General features: G+C 63.5%; 16 protein-coding genes. 9 read left to right on the top strand and 7 right to left on the bottom strand.

The genetic code is table 11. From position 1 onward, the window contains the following. Together PSEEN_RS09330 and PSEEN_RS09325 are read left to right on the top strand one after the other, a co-directional pair. Positions 1 to 621 carry a TetR family transcriptional regulator C-terminal domain-containing protein gene (locus PSEEN_RS09330; protein WP_011533243.1) on the top strand — a complete coding sequence of 207 codons (621 nt, stop codon included), beginning with the start codon at positions 1 to 3 and terminating at the stop codon, positions 619 to 621. 39 nt (positions 622 to 660) lie between these two features. After that, positions 661 to 1,326 (top strand): M24 family metallopeptidase, encoded by a 666-nt coding sequence (locus PSEEN_RS09325; protein ID WP_011533242.1) that lies wholly within the window; start codon positions 661 to 663, stop codon positions 1,324 to 1,326. A gap of 4 nt (positions 1,327 to 1,330) precedes the next feature. Here PSEEN_RS09325 and PSEEN_RS09320 read toward each other — a convergent pair whose 3' ends face one another. The 4 genes from PSEEN_RS09320 to PSEEN_RS09305 all read right to left on the bottom strand — a co-directional run bounded on the left by PSEEN_RS09320 (position 1,331) and on the right by PSEEN_RS09305 (position 5,661). Continuing rightward, entirely contained in the window at positions 1,331 to 2,839 is a 1,509-nt protein-coding gene (locus PSEEN_RS09320) for an MDR family MFS transporter (protein WP_011533241.1), read from the bottom strand. Beyond that, positions 2,829 to 3,965 carry an HlyD family secretion protein gene (locus tag PSEEN_RS09315; protein ID WP_011533240.1) on the bottom strand — a complete coding sequence of 379 codons (1,137 nt, stop codon included), beginning with the start codon at positions 3,963 to 3,965 and terminating at the stop codon, positions 2,829 to 2,831. The genes PSEEN_RS09320 and PSEEN_RS09315 overlap by 11 nt, the downstream gene beginning before the upstream one ends. A 176-nt stretch (positions 3,966 to 4,141) precedes the next feature. After that, a complete protein-coding gene (locus PSEEN_RS09310; protein WP_011533239.1) occupies positions 4,142 to 5,014 on the bottom strand; it encodes an alpha/beta fold hydrolase in 873 nt (290 codons plus the stop codon). Between the two features lie 17 nt (positions 5,015 to 5,031). Continuing rightward, positions 5,032 to 5,661 (bottom strand): LysE family translocator, encoded by a 630-nt coding sequence (locus PSEEN_RS09305; protein WP_193383913.1) that lies wholly within the window; start codon positions 5,659 to 5,661, stop codon positions 5,032 to 5,034. 128 nt (positions 5,662 to 5,789) lie between these two features. On the opposite strand from PSEEN_RS09305, the gene PSEEN_RS09300 reads away from it, so the two are divergent. After that, entirely contained in the window at positions 5,790 to 6,269 is a 480-nt protein-coding gene (locus PSEEN_RS09300; protein ID WP_011533237.1) for a GNAT family N-acetyltransferase, read from the top strand. Positions 6,270 to 6,988: 719 nt separating this feature from the next. Here the strand turns inward: PSEEN_RS09300 and PSEEN_RS27275 are convergent. Continuing rightward, positions 6,989 to 7,216: a DUF4225 domain-containing protein gene (locus PSEEN_RS27275; protein WP_011533235.1), complete on the bottom strand. Its 228-nt coding sequence runs from the start codon at positions 7,214 to 7,216 to the stop codon at positions 6,989 to 6,991. 92 nt (positions 7,217 to 7,308) lie between these two features. On the opposite strand from PSEEN_RS27275, the gene PSEEN_RS09295 reads away from it, so the two are divergent. Further along, a complete protein-coding gene (locus PSEEN_RS09295) occupies positions 7,309 to 8,034 on the top strand; it encodes a CPBP family intramembrane glutamic endopeptidase (RefSeq protein WP_011533234.1) in 726 nt (241 codons plus the stop codon). A gap of 55 nt (positions 8,035 to 8,089) precedes the next feature. On the opposite strand, the gene PSEEN_RS09290 is transcribed toward PSEEN_RS09295, so the two are convergent. Beyond that, positions 8,090 to 13,297, bottom strand: coding sequence for a RecQ family ATP-dependent DNA helicase (locus tag PSEEN_RS09290; protein WP_011533233.1), 5,208 nt, complete (start codon positions 13,295 to 13,297; stop codon positions 8,090 to 8,092). A 126-nt stretch (positions 13,298 to 13,423) separates the two neighbouring features. Between PSEEN_RS09290 and PSEEN_RS09285 the strand changes: the two genes are divergently transcribed. Then, positions 13,424 to 13,870 (top strand): hypothetical protein, encoded by a 447-nt coding sequence (locus PSEEN_RS09285; RefSeq protein WP_044487925.1) that lies wholly within the window; start codon positions 13,424 to 13,426, stop codon positions 13,868 to 13,870. A 161-nt stretch (positions 13,871 to 14,031) separates the two neighbouring features. Here the strand turns inward: PSEEN_RS09285 and PSEEN_RS09280 are convergent, their stop codons facing one another. Then, positions 14,032 to 14,334, bottom strand: a complete 303-nt coding sequence (locus PSEEN_RS09280; protein ID WP_011533231.1) for a DUF3077 domain-containing protein — start codon at positions 14,332 to 14,334, stop codon at positions 14,032 to 14,034. A gap of 441 nt (positions 14,335 to 14,775) precedes the next feature. On the opposite strand from PSEEN_RS09280, the gene PSEEN_RS09275 reads away from it, so the two are divergent. The 4 genes from PSEEN_RS09275 to PSEEN_RS09260 all read left to right on the top strand — a co-directional run bounded on the left by PSEEN_RS09275 (position 14,776) and on the right by PSEEN_RS09260 (position 19,125). Then, positions 14,776 to 15,681, top strand: coding sequence for an AraC family transcriptional regulator (locus PSEEN_RS09275; protein ID WP_011533230.1), 906 nt, complete (start codon positions 14,776 to 14,778; stop codon positions 15,679 to 15,681). A 295-nt stretch (positions 15,682 to 15,976) separates the two neighbouring features. Then, the gene (locus PSEEN_RS09270; protein WP_011533229.1) at positions 15,977 to 17,287 is read left to right on the top strand and encodes an ABC transporter substrate-binding protein; all 1,311 of its coding nucleotides are present in this window, start codon (positions 15,977 to 15,979) and stop codon (positions 17,285 to 17,287) included. Positions 17,288 to 17,357: 70 nt separating this feature from the next. After that, positions 17,358 to 18,281 (top strand): carbohydrate ABC transporter permease, encoded by a 924-nt coding sequence (locus PSEEN_RS09265; protein ID WP_011533228.1) that lies wholly within the window; start codon positions 17,358 to 17,360, stop codon positions 18,279 to 18,281. Positions 18,282 to 18,291: 10 nt separating this feature from the next. After that, on the top strand, positions 18,292 to 19,125 hold the full coding sequence (locus PSEEN_RS09260) for a carbohydrate ABC transporter permease (RefSeq protein ID WP_011533227.1): 834 nt from the start codon (positions 18,292 to 18,294) through the stop codon (positions 19,123 to 19,125). Positions 19,126 to 19,212: the final 87 nt, after the last annotated feature.

Genomic DNA, 19,212 nt, shown 5'->3' with positions numbered 1-19,212 from the left:
ATGCCCAGTATCCGCGACCGCAACCTGCAACTGATCCTCGACGCCGCCAGCGAAGAGTTCGCCCTCCACGGTTTCAATGCCTCCCGCGTCGACGACATCGCCACCCGCGCCGGCCTGCCCCGGGCCAACGTGTTCTACTACTTCCGCACCAAGCACACGCTGTATGCCGCCGTTCTGGACACGGTCATGGAGCCGCTGCTGCGCGCCTCCCAGGCCCTGGCCCCCGACGCCAGCCCCGAGCAGGCCCTGCCCCGCTACCTCAAGGCCAAGGCGGCTGTCGCGCGGCGTCACCCGCACGCCGCGCGGGTGTGGCTGCGTGAACTGCTGCATGGCGCCCATCACCTGTCGAGCCAGCGCACCGAGGACATGCGCCATAGTGCCCGGCAAAGCCTGGCCTGCCTGAGCGCGTGGATGGATCGCGGCCTGATCGCCCGCACCGCGCCCGAGCACCTGCTACTGTTCCTCTGGTCCGCGCCGCTGGCGGCCTTTCGCTTCGCCGCGTTCGCTGGCGGTGTGCACAAGCCGACACCCGCCTCGACACGCGCCATGACCGCCATGCTCCTGCGTGGGCTGCAGCCCGACCCCTGCGGGACAGCACACATCCTACAGCCAACGCTATAGTCAAAAAAAATAATGACTGACATCACAAGGAGTGCAGGCATGTCCCCAGCCAACGCCGCCAAGGAAGCCGTAGGCGCCCCCTACCAACTGGCGCTGATGAAGCACGCGCAAGCCATGACCTGGCAGGCGGTGGAGCGCATCGCCCGGGGCATCCACCCCGGCATGCGCGAGTCCCAGGCCCGCGAGCTGGCCCAGCAGGTGCTGGCCGAGCTGGGCATGCAGCGTATCTGGCACCCGACGCACATCCGCTTCGGCGCCAACACACTGAAGACCTTCAAGCAACGCTCCGATGGCGATCCGGTGCTGGGCGAGCACGATATCTTCTTCATCGACATGGGCGTGGTGTGGGAGGGCCACGAGGGTGATGCCGGCGCCACCTTCGTCACCGGCGACGATGCCCAGATGGCCGCGTGCGCCAGGGCGGCCAAAGACCTTTTCCAGCAGGTCGAAGGCCATTGGCGCCAGCACCGCACCAACGGCGTCGAACTGTACCGGTTCGCCGCCGCACGCGCTGAAGCGATGGGCTGGCGCCTGAACATGGACATCAAGGGCCACCGGGTCAGTGACTTCCCCCACGCCATCTACCGCGCCGGCGACCTCGGCGACTTCACCGGCGAACCCCATGACGGCCTGTGGATCCTGGAAATCCAGATCGCCCACCCCGAACACGCCTATGGCGCCTTCCACGAGGACCTGCTGGCCTGAAGCCCTAGCGGCTGCGCAGCAGCAACGCCGCCAGCGCACACCCCAGCAACGCCACGCACGACAGGTAGAAGGCATCCGAGTAGGCCATCAGGTAGGCCTGCTCGCGCACGCTGCGGTCGATCAGCGCCAGGGTCTGCATCACCTCGGGCGACTGCGGGTCGACCAAGCCGCCCGGCAGGCGTGCCTGTAATGCAGCATCGAAGGGTGTCAGCCCCTCCCCCACCCGCACCGAATGAAAGCGCTCACGCTGCGACACCAGTTGCGTCAGCAACGCCGTGCCCAGTGCGCCGCCCAGGTTGCGCAACATGGAGATCAACGCCGAGGCGGAGCCCGCCTGGGCCTTGTCCAGCCCCTTCACCGCCAGCACCGACAGCGCCACCATGATCAACGGCTGGCCGATACCACGCACCACGGTCGACGGGATGATCACATTGCTGCCCGAATCCACCGTCAGTTGCGACCCCAGCCAGCAACCGAGGGCCATGATCGCGAACCCGCTGGCCACCAGCAGCTTGGCGTTGAGCCAGCGCATCAACCGTGGCAACAACGGCGCCAGCAACAGTTGGACCAGGCCATAGGCGATCAGGCTCTTGCCGATTTCGCTGGCGCTGTAGCCCTGCACCAGCGACAGGTAGTTGGGCACCAGGAACACCAGGCCGAAGGTCGCCGCGCCAAATACCGCCATGGCCAGGCTGGAGACACCGAAGTTGTAGCTGCCCAGCAGGCGCAGGTTGATGAACGGCCGTGCGCCCCACAGCTGGCGCTGGATGAACAACGCCAGGGCGAGCACCGCGACGATGCTGAACGTGACGATGAAACGCGAATCGAACCAGTCCTTGCGCCCGCCCTCCTCCAGCACCACCTGCAACGCCCCCAGGCCCAGCGCCATGGCCGCGATGCCCAGCCAGTCGGCCTGGCGCAGGGCACTGCGGTCCCCGGCCTGGCCCTTGATCGACCAGGCCACCGCCGCCAGCAGCGCCACGCCGGGCGGCAACTGCAGCAGGAAAATCCAGCGCCAGGAATACATGTCGGTGAGCCAGCCACCGATCGACGGGCCGGCAGCCTGGGCCACGCTATTGGCCAGGCTGAACAGCGCCATCCCCAACGGGATGCGGCTGGCCGGCAGCTCGGTGATGATCAGCTGCATCGACAGCGGAATCAGCACCGCCCCGGACGCCCCCTGGATCACCCGCAACGCAATCATTGCCTCCAGGCTGGGGGCCAGCGCGCAGCTCACCGAGCTGACCAGGAAGATCGCCGAGCCCACCAGCATCACCCGGCGCAACGAAAACACCCGCACCAGCCAGGCCGTCAACGGAATCATGCTGATCTCGGCCACCAGGTAGGCGGTGGAGATCCACGAGCCCTCCTCGAAGCTCGCGCCCAGCGCGCCCTCGATCTCGGGCAAGGCGGCGCTGGTGACATGCACGTTCATGCCCGCCATGAAGCAGCCGAACAAGCCACCGATCACCGCCACCCAGGCGCGTGCGCTGACCTTCTCCTCAGCGCTCATGGCGTGCCTGCCGGGTATCCACGGTAGCGATCACCGACATGCCAGGCAGCAACCCAGGCGCGTCGTCGGCTGGTGGATCGAGATGGATGCGCACCGGGAAGCGCTGGACGATCTTGGTGAAGTTGCCGGTGGCGTTGTCCGGCGGCAGCAAGGCGAACACCGCGCCGGAGCCCGGCGACAGGCTGTCCACCGTGCCCCGCCAATGCTGGCCGAAGGTGTCGACCTCAAGCGTGACCGGCTGCCCCGGGCGCAGGTGGGCCAGCTGGGTTTCCTTGAAGTTGGCGACCACGTAGGCCTGCGCCACCGGCACCACCGCCAGCAGTGGCAGGCCAGGCGTGACGTACTGCTGCTGGCGCACCTTGCGCTGCCCCACCACGCCATCGAAGGGTGCGCGAATCTCGGTGTCGGCCAGGGCGCTGCGGGCCAGCGCGGCTTCGGCGCGGGCCTGGTCAAGGTCTGCCTCGCGCTGCACCAGTTCGGCCTCCAGTTGCCGCCCCTGCTGGGCCAGCACCGCCTTGCGCGCTTGCTGGCGGGCAAGCTCGGCATCGGCGGCGCGTTGCAGGGCGTGGGCCTGGATGCTTGTGGCGCGGGCCTGTTCCATGCGCTGCACGCTGGCTGCCTGCCATTCGGCCAGGCGTTGGTAGCGTTGCCAGTCCGCCGCGGCGCGTTGCGCCTCGCCCCGGCTGCCGCCGCGCTCGGCTTCAGCGCGGGCGATGGCCTGGACCTGCTCGTCCTGTTCGGCGGCGAAGGTGTGCAAGCGCATGCGCTGCACCTGCACGGCCGCCTCGCTCACCGCCAGGCGCGCCTCGGCCTTGCGCAGGCGATCGTGGAAGTCGCGTGGGTCCAGGCGCACCAGCAGGTCGCCAGCCTTGACCGTGGCATTGTCGGCCACCGCCACCTCGGCCACATAGCCGCTGACCCGCGCGCTGATCGGCGCCCAGTCGGCGCGCACATAGGCGTCGTCGGTCTGCTCCAGGAAACGCCCGTCCAGCCACCAGTAGCCGCCATAGGCCAGCAGCGACAGGCCGACTGCGCCGGCCAGGCCGAAGCGCAGCCAGCGTTGTCGACGCCGGGCAAGGGATTGTTCGAGGGTGGGCTGTGGGTCTGGGCTGACCGCCTGGTTCATGCTGGGGCTCCATCGCATTGAGGGAGCGCCAGCGTAAGGAATCTGCGCCTGTCGTTCGCGCGCGAATCGGCAGGCAATCGTCGTGAAATAGACAACAGTCTGATCGAAGGGGCTGACCGCGCTGACCCCGTTCGCCGGCAAAGCCGGCTCCTACAGGTGCTGCGCCGAACTTGGGATCACGCTTGCAGGAACGCCACCACCTGCTCCGCTGCGGCGGCCGGGTCTTCCTGCATGAAGCAGTGCCCGCCCGCCACTTGCTGCGCGGTCACCTGGGCATTCAGACTGGCCAGCCGCCGCACCGAATGCGGCACGAAGGGGTAGGTGTGTTCACCGTAGAGAATCCGCGTCGGGGTCTGGATACGCATCAGGCTCTGCCACATGCGCTCGGGGAACGAGCTGAAGATCTCCACTTCGCGGCTGGGCCGGCACTTGAGTACCACACCCTCGCCGCAATCGCCGATGGCATGCTCCACGTAGGCCTGCAAGGCGGCGTCACTCCAGCCCTTGAAGATCCCCCTGCCCTGCAACGACGCCAGCGCCGCTTCGCGGTCCGGCCAGTGGCTACGCCGGGTCGCGGCCTTGCGCGCCAGGGTGTGGCGACGGTGCAGGCCGACCATCGCCGCCGCCCCCATCATGCCGATCATGCCGCGGCTGAACAGCACCGGGTCGAGCAACACCGCACGCTGGAACAACCCAGGCTCGGCCGCCAGGATCAACCCGGTGAGCACCCCACCGAAACTGTGGCCCACGGCATACCGCGGCACCTCGCCATATTCACCACGCTCGGCCGCGAATGCCTCCACCGCCAGCGCCGCCGTGCGGTTCCAGCCGCGGAACACACCACCATGGTCGCTGTCGCCATGGCCCTGGACATCACTCAGCCACAGGTCGAAATGCTCGCCCAGGCGCATCAGCAGCGGCTGGTAGGCCAGGCTGCAAAAACCATTGCCATGCAGGAAGTGCAACAGCGGCCGGCCACTCGGTGGTGTGCGCCAACCCCGCAGGGTGAAGCCTTCGGCGCATTCATGGGACCAGGGAATCAACTCCATCGACTGCACTCATTGCTTCAGGAAAACGCCGATTCTACAAACAGCAGTGGATACAGTGAAATCACCAGCAACACGGCCATCAGGACATTGAACAGCACCACCGCGCGCGGGTTGCGCAACAGGTTGCGCAGCGCGCTGCCGAACATCACCCAGATCCCCACGCTGGGCAGGTTCACCAGGGCGAATACCGCAGCGATGATGATGACGTTGAACACATAGCCCTGGGCCGGTGTGTAGGTGGTGATCGCCCCCACCGCCATCACCCAGGCCTTGGGGTTGACCCACTGGAACGCCGCCGCGCCCCAGAAGCCCAGCGGTTTGCGGCCACTGGCCGTATCACCGGACATCGGCCCGGAGGTGGCGATCTTCCAGGCCAGGTACAACAGGTACGCGGCGCCCGCGTAGCGCAGGATGCTGTACAGCGGCGGCCAGGCCTTGAACACCTCGCCCAGCCCCAGGCCCACCGCCAGCACCAGCACCATGAACCCGACGCTGATCCCCAACGCATGGGGGATGGTGCGGCGCACCCCGAAATTCACCCCCGAGGCCAGCAACATGGTGTTGTTCGGGCCGGGCGTGATGGACGAGACGAAAGCGAACAGCACGAAGGCGCTGAGCAGGTCGAGAGAGGCAAGCATGGCAGGCATTTCCGTTTTCTGGTTATCGTGTGACCACACTAACGGAGCCCGGCGGCTTTCCACCGGTACAGTTTGTGAAAAATGCACAGATACACATTACTGATACGGTCCGTAGCTTTTCACAAGGAAGACATGCCATGAGCCTGACCATCCGCCCTGCGGTGCGCGGCGACGCCCAGCAGATCCTCGCCTTCATCACCGAACTGGCCGATTACGAACGCGCCCGCCACGAAGTGGTGGCCACCCTCGCCGACATCGAGCACAGCCTGTTCGACGAAGGCAGCACCGTGCGCAGCCTGATGTGCGAGCGCAACGGCCAGGCGATTGGCTTTGCCGTGTACTTCTACAGCTATTCCACCTGGCTGGGGCGCAATGGCATTTACCTGGAAGACCTCTACGTGACGCCCGAGCAACGCGGTGACGGCGCTGGCCGCAAGCTGCTGCGGCACATTGCCCGCGAGGCGCTGGCGAACAATTGTGGCCGCCTGGAGTGGAGCGTGCTGGACTGGAACGAACCGGCAATCGGTTTCTACCAGTCGCTGGGGGCGCAACCGCAGGATGAATGGGTGCGCTACCGGTTGGATGGCGAGCGGTTGCGGCAGTTTGCCGAAGGGTGATGCATACGGGTCGCGAAATAATCGTATCCATCTGATTTTTCACGATTTCTGTAGGAGCGGCTTTAGCCGCGATCACCCGCAAGGCGGGTGCCTGACACCGCGTTGCCTGCATCGCGGCTGAAGCCGCTCCTACAAAGGGCTCTGTTCTCCACGTGACAACGCAGCCTTCCCGGCCTGCACCACCGGCTTGCCCCGCGATCACCGGCATAGCTGGTGCCATGCAGCACACGTATTCGGGTACCCCTACCCTATTCTTAACGCCCAGAAATGAAAGGCAGTCATCAACAAGCTGAAGATCACAAAAACGACGTATTCGAACATTGAAATTCCCTCCAGCTGTATAAATTTTACGCCCCACACTCATCTAACATGGAGAACATGAAAAATAATCATACCCACACACACCGCCATCACCGCATAGAAATTCCACGCAAAGCCTGCCCCATAATCAAATGAAAATACCACCACCCCCTTCCCACCAAAAACCCCCACATAAATTGCGCTCATTGTCATCCCATAAAGGTTAGACAAGACTCCAACCACTCTGCTACTTAAAGAGCGCCGCCACAAGAAACGGGAGACGCCAACATCAACCAAGACAAGCATACACAAACTAAACCACGTCACTCTTTGTACTCATCATAAAGCTGGTATCCCGTATTTCCGTTCACTGCCCCCTCAATTAAAACCCCGCCCTTGCTCATCTGTCGGACAGCCGCCTATTTATCCACCCGATAGTATTTGAATAGCCGCCAAGCGTCAGGTCGCAGCACAGGCCTAAAAAGTACGCCTATTGACAAAGCCATGTCACTTCCCAGATAAGCTATATCTCCCTCACGTTCTCCATAGCCCAGGGCTTTTGAAGCACTGTGCACGCAGGCTACGGGCTCGACACCGCCGTGTATGCCAGCTGCGTCTGAAATTGCCGGCCCGTTTCTACACGGCATGTTTATCCCAGGTTGCATCCACCACGGCGCACGTTGATATCCCGCCCCCAGCCCATCATCATGCGCGGCCAACCTTCGACAAGGACCGTTCCGTGCACGCTGTCACCACGCCCCATCCTGCATTCGCCCCCCAACCCGACTACCACCTCTTCAAACGCATCGGCCTATTGCTGCTGGCCATCGCGCTTTACGTGCTAGGGAACATGCTGGCGGGGATCCAGGCCGCGCTGCAAAGTGCAACTTTCACCCTCGGCAACCAGACCCTTATGCTGGGCATCGGCTATGCCGGCATCGCCCTGCTCCTGCTGTTCTGCCTGCAAAACCGCAAGCAAGGCATCGTGCGCACCTTCGCAGGCCATAGCTTCAGACGCCCGTTGCTCAATGGCGTCCTGGCCATCGTTGCCGCCTACGCCCTGTGCATCGCCAGCATGAAGGCCTTCGACATACCGGAAGAGCCGTTCATGGTGACGTTCTTCGATGGCCTGGATAAGCGCCAGATCATCCTGCTCAGCCTGAGCGTGGCGCTGTTCCCGCCGCTGACCGAAGAGCTGCTGTTCCGCCACTTCCTCATGCGCCTGCTGCCCTGGGAGCGCGGCCAGTTCCTCAAGTACACCGCCATCCTTGGAAGCGCGCTGCTGTTCGCCGCCATCCACAGCCAGTACCAGAACCTGATCACCCTGGTGCTGATGTTCGCCGTTGGCGTCATTCTGGCTGTCACCCGCATCGCCAGTGGCGGCCTGCTGGTGCCGATGCTGGTGCATGCCAGCGCTTCGGTGACCGCCCTGGCCTGCCACGCCCTGTTCCAGGCGACCCGCTGAGCACACAAAAAAGCCGCTTGCACATCACTCACAAGCGGCTTGTTCGAAACGCGCCTTACCTATGCGGTAGATTGACGGTGCAGTCATTTACTGCCTGCACCTTGCGCGGCACCCCAGAGATCCGCGGTACAACCAGCTCCCAGCAATCACACTTGATCCAATCCCGATACTTCTCTGCGCTATCTTCACGGGAGCGCACCACGATGTCAGCCACTTCACACTGCTCGACCAAGAACTCCGGCTGGAAAGACTGCGAAGTCCTGCCGACCTCCTGACCGGCCTCATCCAGCAACAGGTAGCGCTCACCGTCCGCCTCGAACCTCAACCGCATCCCAGACCGCAGCTTGCGCAGGGCCGCATGGATCTCGTGCGACTCTGATTTGCGCCCAGGATGGTCAATGTCAATATCCTTCAGACTCAGTTGCTGGTAGCGCTTGTCCAGCGACGGTTGGTGCTGGCCAGAAAACACCGCTCGCCTGGTGCTCGGCGCCAGGCACCCGCTGAAAGGGTTGTCGGCGGTGAATTCGCACAGCGTCAGCGTCTGCTCGGCACGCGTCATCCCCACATAATAGAGTCGTCGCTCATCATCGAGTGTCTTGGCCCGGGTGTTCCAGCCACCGTCGAGCAGCACCACATGGCGAAACTCCAGGCCCTTTGCCGAATGCACCGTGCCCAAGTACAAGCCCTTGCCAGTTTGCTGACGCATCTCACGGGCGTACTCGTACAACCAATCAACGATCTGTTCACACTGCAACGCGTCCTCGCCCAAGTCGACCTCGAGTTGCTCGAAAGCGGTCTCGAAGAACGGGCTTGAGGTTTCATCCAGCACCGCCCGCGCCCGCGCCAATGCCTGAGCGGCAGTGAGGCTCAGGTCCAGATTGCCCAGCAGCCCGACCACCGCCACGAATGCGCGCTGGCGTGCCAACGGCAACCCACTGTCCTTGTCCGAGGCCAGGTGGTAAGGAATGTCGTGCTCCTCGCACCACGCCTGTACCGGCCAAAGATAGTGGTGAGTGCGCGACAACACCGCGCAACCTTCCCACCCTTCTTCGTCCAACGCCAGCAGACGCTCCAGCTCGAGCATGGCCGCCTGTGCCTGGCAGTTGCCCACCTCCCGGTCGCTGCGGTCGATGGCCAGGCGTAATACTTGCCCGCGGCGCAGCGGGTCCCGGCCTTCCCACTCACCACCCGGCGCATCGCCCATGCGTCGGGCATCGATGGTGATGGGCTGGGATTGCTTGAGCCGCTGCGCATTGAAGCCGATCAGCTGGTTGGCAGCCGAGATGATGCATCCACTGGAGCGGTAGTTCTCCACCAGGTAGGTGCTCCGGGCGCCATAGTCGGTGAGGAACTCCTCGATGTACTTGTTGTTGGTCGCGCGCCAGGCGTAGATATTCTGGTCGTCGTCTCCCACGCCGATGATGCAAGGCCGGCCCTCCTCGCTGGAGCCCCGATCGGCCAGGGCGCTGACCAGCCGATACTGCAACTCGTCGATATCCTGATACTCGTCCACCAGGATATGACGGTAGCCGCGCAGCAGCAGTGCACGCAGGTTGTCCTGATCCTCCTGGCGATCTTGCTGCTCTTGCTCCCTGTCGCCACCCTCGGTGTCTTCACCCTCCACCAACGACGGCCCCTCCAGCAACTTCACCGCCTCCTCCATCAAGCCCTTGAGCACCGCTTCGTCAACCTGCTGGCCACGTTGGAAGCGTGTGCCGGTCAGACGCATGGCCAGGCTGTGGTAGGTCATCACGCTGACCCCACGGGCGTCGGCGCCCACCAGCGTGCGCAAGCGCTTGCGAATTTCGTTAGCGGCATGCCGGTTGAACGTCAGTGCCACCACGGCAGATGACGGCACTCGTCTTACCCGCAGCAGGTAGGCGATACGGTGCACGATCACCCGCGTCTTGCCCGACCCCGGCCCCGCGAGTACCAGGCAGTTGTTGTCGTGTTCATTGGTGACGATATCGCGCTGGGCCGGGCTCAGGTCCTCGACGATCTTCTGCCAGGAAGCCTCGCTGGTGGCGTACTTGAGCACGCCCTCGCGGCCCGTGAAGTGACGTGCCAGGAAACGCTCCTTGCTCAGCGAGAAGTAGTCGGCGACCAACGCCTGCGCCAAAGGCGGCTCCTGCAGCGCCAGCTCGGCGTACTCGCGCATCACGTGCACCTGGATGCGTTTCTCGCGGTAGTGCTCGTCAAGGCGCTGGTAGTCTTCGTTCAGGTATTTGTGCCGCCCTGCAATAGCCTTGATGGTCATTGCCCGACGCATCACCGTCATGCCATGGTTGAGGGTGAACACCTCCTGACGATGCAGGAACAACAGCACGCGTTCGATGTACGCCGCACGTTTTTTTTGCACTCGTTGAACGAGGTCCAGATCACCCTCGATCAGCTCGACCAGCTCATCGTACGTCGCCTCGACCATGACTCGCTTACCCCGCGCGGTCACCCGCGTGAGCAGATGCACCAGCAGCTTGGTGGCGATCAAACCCCGTGTGTCACTGACTTCGGTGAGCCCCTCCCAGCCATGCTTGTGCCTGATCCGCACCCTGATGTAATCGTGGCTCAATTGCCTGAGCTCGAAACTGCTGAACCGGTCACCCTGGTCGTCACGGTCAGGCGACAGCCCACGCAACAGACGCAACACATGCAACGGCAGCAGGTCCTTGCGGCCCAGGCGCGCCTTCAGCACGGCGGTCAACGCCGTGACGTTGATATCCTGCCAGCCCGCGTTGGGTGCGTCCGGAGCCTGTTCGGCCAGTGTCTCGAGCAGCGCTTTCTCCAGCGCCCGCATCTGTTGCAGCAACTGCGACGAGGGGTTGGTGACACCATAGGCGAGCATCACGGTGAACCGTGTATCGTTACGCAACAGGCCCAGCTTCGCCATGGTCTTGAGCGCCTGCTCCACCTCTTCCGGCTCCAGGCCGGTCAACTTGCCAAGGTTGTCGGTGTTGACCCGTTCATCGGCAGTGGCCTTGCAGAGGTAGTCGAAAATGGCCAGATACTCTGCGCGACGTCTCGCGTGCAAGTCTGACTCTCGCAGCAGTTGCTCAGCCTTCTCGTGGGATATCGACGGCCGCGCCGGGAAGATCTGCGTGTGGTTTTCTTCACGTTGCAGATACTTCCCTCGCTCCAGCCAGGCGATTGCGGTGACGACTTTGGTCTCGGCATCCGCCGCATCGGCATCGAAGGAGGTGTGCACGCTGCCATCCATGAGGATTTCGCCCGCGGTGATGACCAGGTCACGCCCCTGACGGTTGTCATGGTCCTTGCGTAGCTTGTCGAGAATCTGCTGGATATCACGCTGGGTCAGGCAGGCCCGTTCGCACAGGCCAAACTGCGTCTCGATGTCCTGCGGATCGTACAGCAGCACGCAGTGCGCAGCCGCCTGGTCGCGCCCTGCCCGGCCCGCTTCCTGCAGGTAGTTTTCCAACGAGCCGGGAATTTCAGCGTGCACCACAAGACGAATATCCTGCTTGTCCACACCCATGCCAAAGGCATTGGTGGCGATGATCGTCTGGATCTCGCCCTGCATGTAGGCGCTCTGCACCGCCTGCTTCTCGGTGGCCTTGAGGCCGGCATGGAAGTGCCGACAGTTCAGCCCCTGCCTGGCGAGGCTCGTCGCCAGCTCCTCCGCCGACTTGCGGCTGGCGACGAAGACGACTGCGCCCCCCGAACTACCTGCCAGGTACTCCTTCAACAACTGGTGTACCCGAGGCCCTTTCTCGGCGCGGGTGCAGGGCATCACCTCGAAGCTGAGATTGGTGCGCTCATGGCTGCCGAGAAACACCTCGAATTCCACTTGCAGCTTGGCATTGAAGTGTTCGCGTATTTCTGCGAGCACATCCGGTTTGGCCGTGGCCGTGAAACAACTGACAGGGGCTGGTCGGCGGCCTTGGTGATACTGCGCGATATAGCTCGATGCGTAGAGGTAGTCGGGGCGGAAATCATTGCCCCACTTGGACAGGCAGTGCGCCTCGTCGAACACCCAGCCCCCCACTTGACGCTGCTCGATCGCACGGCGCAAGGCCCTGTTGCGAAACTGCTCGGGCGAGACCAGCAAGATACCGATATCGCCAAGCCGGACTTTCTCCAGCACATCCGCCCGTTGCGGCATGGTCAGCAGGCCGTTGAGCGCTTCGGCGCACTGGATACCCCTGGCCTGCATCCCATCGACCTGGTCCTTCATCAGCGACTGCAGCGGCGAAACGATGACCGTCAGGCTGCCATTGCGATGGAACCGGTTCAGGGCTGGCAACTGATAGGCGATCGACTTGCCGCCGCCCGTGGCCATGACCGCCAGCACATGCTTGCCACGCATCCCGGCGCGGGTGATGAGGTACTGCAGGCTTTGGCCCGATGCTTCACGGCGAAAATCCGAATGGTTGAAGTAACGCTTGAGCTCGTGGCGTGGGTCATGGGTGGTGAGGCAGTACTGGCAGTCCTTGCGCTCGCAAGGCACGTCCCGCAACTCAGTGACCAGCTCGCCAACCTTGGGAAACTGCAACCTGACCCAGGGCGCCAACACCGAGTTGCCCCCAGAAACCCGCAGCCAAGCCAGTACATAGGCCAGCGGCAGGTGCAAGGCTGGGTCCTGCAGGTCTTCGTCCAGCAACCGCTCCAGGCGCGCCCTGCAGACCTTGAGGTCACGGTGGGTACTGGTATCGGTATCCGCCATCTGCTGCATGATCAGTGGCTTGATCTCGGCAATGCCCACCGCTGTGCGCCCAGTCAATGCAGCGAACAACCCGCCCGCATCCTGGTCCTGTGTCGGTGCCAGCAACGCCTGGTAGCACAGCAGCTCGGCGGGTTCCGCTTCGTGCAACTGGGCGAACGCCTCGCACTGGTCGTTGAACAGGGTGAGCGTCAAATGGCAATCGGCCAAGGGTGAGTTGAGCGTGTCGCGCACCAGTTTGTAGTCTTTCACCAGCCGGTGATAAGGATTGCGTGGGAACGCCAACGGCGACAACTGCAATGTGTCGAGGGTGGGCAGCCCATGCAGTGTCATTTGCGCGGCTTGCTCGCGCAGTATTCGCAAGTCGTGCCCAATAAGGTTGTGGCCCAGCAGGTAGTCGGCGCCCTCGGCCAGGGCATCAACCTTATTCAGTACCTGGGCAAGGTTCTTGTTCACCTCGCACTCAAGCTCCTTTCCCTGATCCTTGCGTAGGGCCCCGACCTTGAAGATGTGTTCCGGTTTTCCGTCCTTGGCTGGCACGACTTCGAGGTCGACAACGAGACTTTTATCCTGGGGTATCGAGAACATGCCTGAAGCAATCCTTGCCTGATGCGAGAAGACATCGCAGAGTACAAGCAAATAGCCATCATTAGAACCCTGAAGGCAATCTCACCCGAAGCGCTAAAAACCGCGCCTCCACAGTCAAGGAAGAACATGAAAAGAATCGTCTGCACGGCCACCCTGCTCGCCCTGCCGCTGACAGCAATGGCTTTTGGCGAGGCCGGCCAATGGTCGAGCGGCTGGGGCCAAGGCACGTTCGAATACAACGTTGCCGACAATGCCGGAAATGCGCTGTACATCGCTTGCAGCGAAGATCGCCCCGTGAGCATGACGCTGACCGTGAAGGGGACGCAATACGGTAGCTATAGTGAAAAAGGCTTCGACCTGATGGTGGACGGCAATGAAGTGCAGACCCCCTACGAGACAGCCTCGCGCGTGGGGGCCAACAACTTCTACCACCTGTGGGATGGCCTGCGCAAAGCCAAGACCTTGCGGGCCAGGACAGCCGATGGCCTTGTGGTGGACCTGCCGACCAAGGGCTCGGCCAAGGCTTTGCCCGCCACGGGGACGAACGAGTTCGCCTGCACCACCGAGTTCTGATACAGACCGCACCGGTTGCGGTACTTCTCAAACGACCGACGGCACCAGCACAGCCCACTAAAAAGCCGCTCCCGAAGCTACGGAAGCGGCTTGCTTGAAACCTTGCCAGGATGTACTCAACGCGAACTCACGGGCTTCGATGACTGACCTCTACAGCCTTGTCACTCGTTATCGCTCTTCTCACCGCGTGGCCCCGGCAACTGCCCATCGATCATCGCCTTGGCCATGCCGCTGAGGTAGTACGTGGCGCGCATCAGCGTCTGCGCCTCTTTTGGTTTGCTCAATGCCTGGTACGTCAGCCCGGTGATGCAGCCCAGGATGATCGATGTTTCCTGCAGCACGTCCTGCATCGGCAACCCCGGGATCGCCTGCACCCAGTCACGCGCCGAGTGCCGCCTCATGCGCTCGACCAGGCTGATGATTTTCGGATCCCCAGTGCCCTTCGCTTGCTCGTCCTTGTCCATGACCTCACCCCCCAAGAAAAAGAAAGAACCCGCCGTGTTTCACCCTCCAGGGCCCCCGGACCAGACCGCGCGGTCCCTGCGCGGCGTTCTGCCCAGAAGCCCGGCCGCCCCCGGACGGTGAAACACGGCGGGCAGGGCGAGACTAAAGCGCGTATCCACCTGCGACAACGGCCAAAGGGGGAAAATGGCCCCTTTAGGAAATGGACTACACGAACATCGGAAGAATGGCTGTAGGACCTACAGAATTGGCAAGGGTTATTGCCAGCGGGAGCCCCAGGTACCGGGGTCATTTCGTCAGTGAGGACAGCTGCGCGGCCGTTCGCCGGCAAAGCCGGCTCCTACAGGGGCGGCGTTGGCATTGGAGAATCTCGCAAGGGCAGCTCCCTCTGCTTGGCTGCTTCAGGCTAGGATGACACCTCGCCCCCAGGCCCAGCCACCGCCATGCCCAGAACGAGCAAAGTCACCGACCCGTCCTACGAGCTGATGGACGACCACGAAGGCGCCTCGCTGATCTACCGCCAGCACGGCTTCCCCAGCCCGCTGGTGCGCTGGCACTTCCACAAGGAGTACGAACTGCACCTGATCGTCGCCAGCGCCGGCAAGGTGTTCATCGGTGACTACATCGGCAACTTCGCCCCCGACACGCTCTTTCTGACAGGCCCCAACCTGCCACACAACTGGATCAGCCAGGTCGGCCCCGACGAGGTGGTGGGCAAGCGCGACATGCTGGTCAACTTCACCGACGAGGTGCTCGAGGACGGCAGCCAGGTGTTCTCCGAGCTCACCCAGCTCGCCCCGCTGCTGGCCCGGGCGCGCTATGGCATCGAGTTCCGCGACCCGGCGCTGATCCAGGAAAGCCGCCACCTGCTGCAACGCATCGCCGACAGCCGCGGCATGACCCGGCTAGGATACTTTTTTATCCTCATGGAACAGCTGGCCGCCTGCGACGATTACCAGCTGCTGTCCACCGTCACCTCCTCGCAGCTGGCCGACGAGCACAACGTCGAGCGTATCAACCGGGCGGTGGACTACATCTTCCAGCACTACGCCCAGGACCTGAGCCAGAACGAAGTGGCCGAGCACCTGGGCATGACCCCCACCTACTTCTCGCGCTTCTTCAAGCAGGCCGCCGGGCGTGGCTTCGTCGAGTTCGTCAACCGGCTGCGGGTGAGCAAATCCTGCGAGCTGCTGGCCAAGGGTGAGCTGCCAGTGACCGAGGTGTGCTTCGAGTCGGGCTTCAGCAACCTGTCGAACTTCAACCGGCGCTTCCTGCAGCTCAAGGGCATGACCCCCTCCGATTACCGCAGCCTGGTGACCCAACGCCTGACCGAGCAGAACCGGGCCTGAGCCAAGGCGATGTGCCGAGGTCGTACGCAACCCCTGTGGGAGCGGCCTTGTGTCGCGAAAGGGCTGCGAAGCAGCCCCTGGGTTTCAGCGTTGATGCATCAATCGCCGGGGCCGCTATGCGGCCCTTTCGCGACACAAGGCCGCTCCCACAGGGGAATGCATATCCGCCAAGCCACTGCAAAAAAGTATCAGCCAAGGTGCAGGCGAGGCTTTGTCGGCGTCGTCGCGCAACGGTGTAATCCACCGCGAGCGACACAAAAACAATAACGTCTTCCGCCCCGAGGGGAGTTCACCGATGAACGACTCGATCAAGGCCTGCCTTGCCGCCGCCTGCCTCACCCTGCCGCTGTACGCCCAGGCCAGCGAAACCCTGACCATCGCCACGGTCAACAACAACGACATGATCCGCATGCAGCGCCTGGCCAAGGTGTTCGAGCAACAGCATCCGGACATCCAGCTCAAGTGGGTAGTGCTCGAAGAGAACGTGCTGCGCCAGCGCCTGACCACCGACATCGCCACCCAGGGCGGGCAGTTCGACGTGCTGACCATCGGCATGTACGAAGCCGCGCTGTGGGGCGCCAAGGGCTGGCTGGCGCCAATGACCGACCTGCCCGCCAACTACAACCTCGACGACGTGTTCCCCTCGGTGCGCAACGGCCTGTCGGCCAACGGCACGCTGTACGCCCTGCCCTTCTACGCCGAAGCCTCGATCACCTATTACCGCAAGGACCTGTTCGAGCAGGCCGGGCTGGCCATGCCCGAGCAACCCACCTGGACCCAGCTCGGCGAGTTCGCCGCCAAGCTCAACCACCCCGACCAGGATCAGTACGGCATCTGCCTGCGCGGCAAGGCCGGCTGGGGCGAGAACATGGCGCTGATCGGCACCGTGGCCAACGCCTTCGGCGCACGCTGGTTCGATGAGCAATGGAAACCCGAATTCAGCGGCAGCGAGTGGAAGAACGCGCTGAATTTCTATGTGACCACCCTCAAGCAATACGGCCCGCCCGGCGCCTCCAGCAACGGTTTCAACGAAAACCTCGCGCTGTTCAACAGCGGCAAGTGCGCGATGTGGGTCGACGCCAGCGTCGCCGGCTCGTTCGTCACCGACAAGACCCAGAGCAAGGTCGCCGACCAGGTTGGCTTCACCTTCGCGCCCAAGGAGGTCACCGACAAGGGCGCCACCTGGCTGTACTCGTGGGCGCTGGCGATCCCCACCAGCTCCAAGGCCAAGGACGCCGCCAGGACCTTCAGCACCTGGGCCACCTCCGAGGCCTACGGCAAGCTGGTGGCCGAGCAGGAAGGCGTGGCCAACGTGCCGCCGGGCACCCGCGCCTCGACCTACAGCGATGCGTACCTGGCCGCCGCGCCGTTCGCCAAGGTGACGCTGGAATCGCTCAAGCGCGTCGACCCCAACCACCCCACCCTCAAGCCCGTGCCCTACGTCGGCATCCAGCTGGTGACCATCCCCGAGTTCCAGGCCATCGGCACCCAGGTCGGCAAGCTGTTTTCCGCTGCGCTGACCGGGCAGATGAAAGTGGACCAGGTGCTGGCCTCGGCCCAGCAGTCCACCGAACGCGAGATGAAACGCGCCGGCTACCCCAAGTAGCTCGCACCGCCGTAGACCGCGCCGTCCTGCGGCGCGGTGACCGCCCCTTTCCGATGCACACGGAGTCGCCATGAACACATCGGCCCTCGACACCCCGAGCCTCGCCACCGCGCGCCCCGGCAAACGCCGCGTAGGCCCCGGCTGGTTCCTGGTCAGCCCTTCGGTGGCGCTGCTGCTGTTGTGGATGATCGTGCCCCTGGGCATGACCCTGTATTTCTCGCTGATCCGCTACAACCTGCTGTACCCCGGCGAAAACCAATTCGTGGGCCTGGAGAATTTCGCCTTCTTCGTCACCGACGCCGGTTTCATGCCCGGCGCCCTCAACACCTTGACCCTGGTCGGCAGCGTGCTGGCGATCAGCGTGGTGCTCGGCGTGCTGATCGCCGCGCTGCTGGAGGCCGGCGAGTTCTGGGGCCGCGGCGTGGTGCGGGTGCTGCTGATCTCGCCGTTCTTCATCATGCCCACGGTCAGCGCACTGCTATGGAAGAACCTGATCTTCCACCCGGTGTCGGGCATTCTTGCCGCCGTGTGGCGCCTGTTCGGCGCGCAGCCGGTGGACTGGCTGGCGCACTATCCGCTGCTGTCGATCATCCTGATCGTGTCGTGGCAGTGGCTGCCGTTCGCCATCCTGATTTTGATGACCGCCATGCAGTCGCTGGACCAGGAGCAGAAGGAAGCCGCCCGCCTGGACGGCGCAGGCCCGCTGGCGATCTTCTGGCACCTGACCCTGCCGCACCTGGCCCGGCCGATCGCCGTGGTGGTGATGATCGAGACGATCTTTTTGCTGTCGGTGTTCGCCGAGATCTTCACCACCACCAGCGGCGGCCCGGGCTATGAGTCCACCAACCTCGCCTACCTGATCTACAACCAGGCGCTGCTGCAGTTCGACGTCGGCATGGCATCGGCCGGTGGCCTGATCGCCGTGCTGATCGCCAACATCGCCGCCATCGTGCTGGTTCGCATGATCGGCAAGAACCTCACCGCGCGCAGCTGAGGAGCCCGCCATGCTGACACTCAAGCAAACCCGCACCCTGAAGAACGCGCTGCTCGGCCTGCTGTGCTGGGCCATCGCCCTGGTGATCTTCTTCCCGATATTCTGGATGCTGCTGACCAGCTTCAAGACCGAGCTGGACGCCTTCGCCACGCCGCCGCAGTTCATCTTCGCGCCGACGCTGGAGAACTACCTGCACATCAACGAACGCAGCGACTACTTCGCCTACGCCTGGAACTCGGTGCTGATTTCGTTCTCGGCGACCCTGCTGTGCATGCTGATCGCGGTGCCAGCCGCCTACTCGATGGCCTTCTTCGAGACCCGCCACACCAAGCGCACGCTGCTGTGGATGCTGTCGACCAAGATGCTGCCACCGGTGGGCGTCTTGATGCCGATCTACCTGCTGGCCAAGCAGTTCGGCCTGCTCGATTCGCGCCTGGCGCTGATCATCGTCTACACCCTGATCAACCTGCCGATCGTGGTGTGGATGGTGTACACCTACTTCAAGGACATCCCCGTGGACATCCTCGAAGCCGCGCGGCTGGACGGCGCCGGCACCTGGCAGGAGATCGTCCGCGTGCTGCTGCCGATCGCCCGCGGCGGGCTGGCCTCGACCTTGCTGCTGTCGCTGATCCTGTGCTGGAACGAGGCGTTCTGGTCGCTGAACCTGACCTCGTCCGCCGCCGCGCCGTTGACGGCGTTGGTGGCCTCCTATTCAAGCCCTGAAGGGCTGTTCTGGGCCAAGCTCTCGGCCGTCTCGACCCTGGCCTGCGCGCCGATTCTGATCTTTGGCTGGATCAGCCAGAAGCAGTTGGTGCGCGGGCTTTCGTTTGGGGCCGTCAAATGATCCCGCTATCTGGGGCTGCTTTGCAGCCCAATCGCGACACAAGGCCGCTCCCACAGGGGATCGCGCACGCCTGTGGGAGCGGCCTTG

It is taken from the genome of Pseudomonas entomophila L48, from assembly GCF_000026105.1.
Taxonomy (GTDB): Bacteria; Pseudomonadota; Gammaproteobacteria; order Pseudomonadales; family Pseudomonadaceae; genus Aquipseudomonas; species Aquipseudomonas entomophila.
This window is presented reverse-complemented; position numbering and strand designations above follow the sequence as displayed.

Coding starts and splice junctions, on each gene's coding strand:
- PSEEN_RS09275 (WP_011533230.1), top strand. CDS start 14,776: ATGCCCAGAACGAGCAAAGTCACCGACCCGTCCTACGAGCTGATGGAC.
- PSEEN_RS09305 (WP_193383913.1), bottom strand. CDS start 5,661: ATGCCTGCCATGCTTGCCTCTCTCGACCTGCTCAGCGCCTTCGTGCTG.
- PSEEN_RS09310 (WP_011533239.1), bottom strand. CDS start 5,014: ATGGAGTTGATTCCCTGGTCCCATGAATGCGCCGAAGGCTTCACCCTG.
- PSEEN_RS09315 (WP_011533240.1), bottom strand. CDS start 3,965: ATGAACCAGGCGGTCAGCCCAGACCCACAGCCCACCCTCGAACAATCC.
- PSEEN_RS09325 (WP_011533242.1), top strand. CDS start 661: ATGTCCCCAGCCAACGCCGCCAAGGAAGCCGTAGGCGCCCCCTACCAA.
- PSEEN_RS09285 (WP_044487925.1), top strand. CDS start 13,424: ATGAAAAGAATCGTCTGCACGGCCACCCTGCTCGCCCTGCCGCTGACA.
- PSEEN_RS09330 (WP_011533243.1), top strand. CDS start 1: ATGCCCAGTATCCGCGACCGCAACCTGCAACTGATCCTCGACGCCGCC.
- PSEEN_RS09260 (WP_011533227.1), top strand. CDS start 18,292: ATGCTGACACTCAAGCAAACCCGCACCCTGAAGAACGCGCTGCTCGGC.
- PSEEN_RS09270 (WP_011533229.1), top strand. CDS start 15,977: ATGAACGACTCGATCAAGGCCTGCCTTGCCGCCGCCTGCCTCACCCTG.
- PSEEN_RS09280 (WP_011533231.1), bottom strand. CDS start 14,334: ATGGACAAGGACGAGCAAGCGAAGGGCACTGGGGATCCGAAAATCATC.
- PSEEN_RS09290 (WP_011533233.1), bottom strand. CDS start 13,297: ATGTTCTCGATACCCCAGGATAAAAGTCTCGTTGTCGACCTCGAAGTC.
- PSEEN_RS27275 (WP_011533235.1), bottom strand. CDS start 7,216: ATGCCGTGTAGAAACGGGCCGGCAATTTCAGACGCAGCTGGCATACAC.
- PSEEN_RS09300 (WP_011533237.1), top strand. CDS start 5,790: ATGAGCCTGACCATCCGCCCTGCGGTGCGCGGCGACGCCCAGCAGATC.
- PSEEN_RS09320 (WP_011533241.1), bottom strand. CDS start 2,839: ATGAGCGCTGAGGAGAAGGTCAGCGCACGCGCCTGGGTGGCGGTGATC.
- PSEEN_RS09265 (WP_011533228.1), top strand. CDS start 17,358: ATGAACACATCGGCCCTCGACACCCCGAGCCTCGCCACCGCGCGCCCC.